This is a genomic window from Streptomyces viridosporus, assembly GCF_002078235.1.
GTDB lineage: Bacteria > Actinomycetota > Actinomycetes > Streptomycetales > Streptomycetaceae > Streptomyces > Streptomyces viridosporus.
In genome coordinates, this window is the sequence record NZ_MSGP01000084.1 from 8,881 (window position 1) to 9,535 (window position 655).

Genomic DNA, 655 nt, shown 5'->3' on the forward strand with positions numbered 1-655 from the left:
CCAGCGCGAGGAGGCCGAGGGCGATGGCGGCCCAGGGGTACGGGGTCGCGTCCGCGTAGTCGGCGCTCAGGCGCTGGTTCTCCTTCTTGTAGAGGTCCTCCGCCGCCGGGAGCATCTCCTTCTGCATCTTCTCGTTCGCGTACCGCAGGTAGGCGCCGCCCACGGGGAAGCCCTGGCGGTTGTAGGTGCGGGCGCGTTCCACCAGGCCCTTGTACTCGGGGAGCAGGCGGTTGAGCCGGGCGATCGCCTCCGCGGACGGGGAACCGGGCTCGGAGTTGGCCGCGGCGCCCACGAGTTTGTCGGCGGCGGTGCGGATGCCCTTCTCGTAGCGGTCCCGGGAGGCGGCGGTCTCCTGACCGCCCGCCAGGAAGCCGCTGGAGGCCGCGGTGTTGGCGTCGGCGAGGGAGCGGTAGATGTCGGCGGCGTCCGAGGTGAGCGGCTGGCTGCTGGTGAGGACGGCGTCGGCGGCGGCCGCGCGGTCGGTCGTCTGCCAGGCGGTGACGGCGCCGAAGGCGAGGACGAGGGCGGCGAGGACCGCGCCGATGATGCGGAGGCGGCCGGGTTCGGTGGTGGCGGCTCTGCGCAGGCGGTCCGCGCCCTCGGCGAAGGCGGTGCGGCGGGGCTCCGGCGGCGGGGGCGCGGACCGCCTGCGCAG

At 75.1% G+C, this 655-nt stretch carries 1 protein-coding gene; it reads right to left on the reverse strand.

Going from position 1 to position 655, the window contains the following annotated elements:
* The coding region (locus tag B7L92_RS42000; protein WP_497590773.1) for a GlnX family signal transduction membrane protein at window positions 1-655 on the reverse strand (655 nt) is incomplete at its 3' end.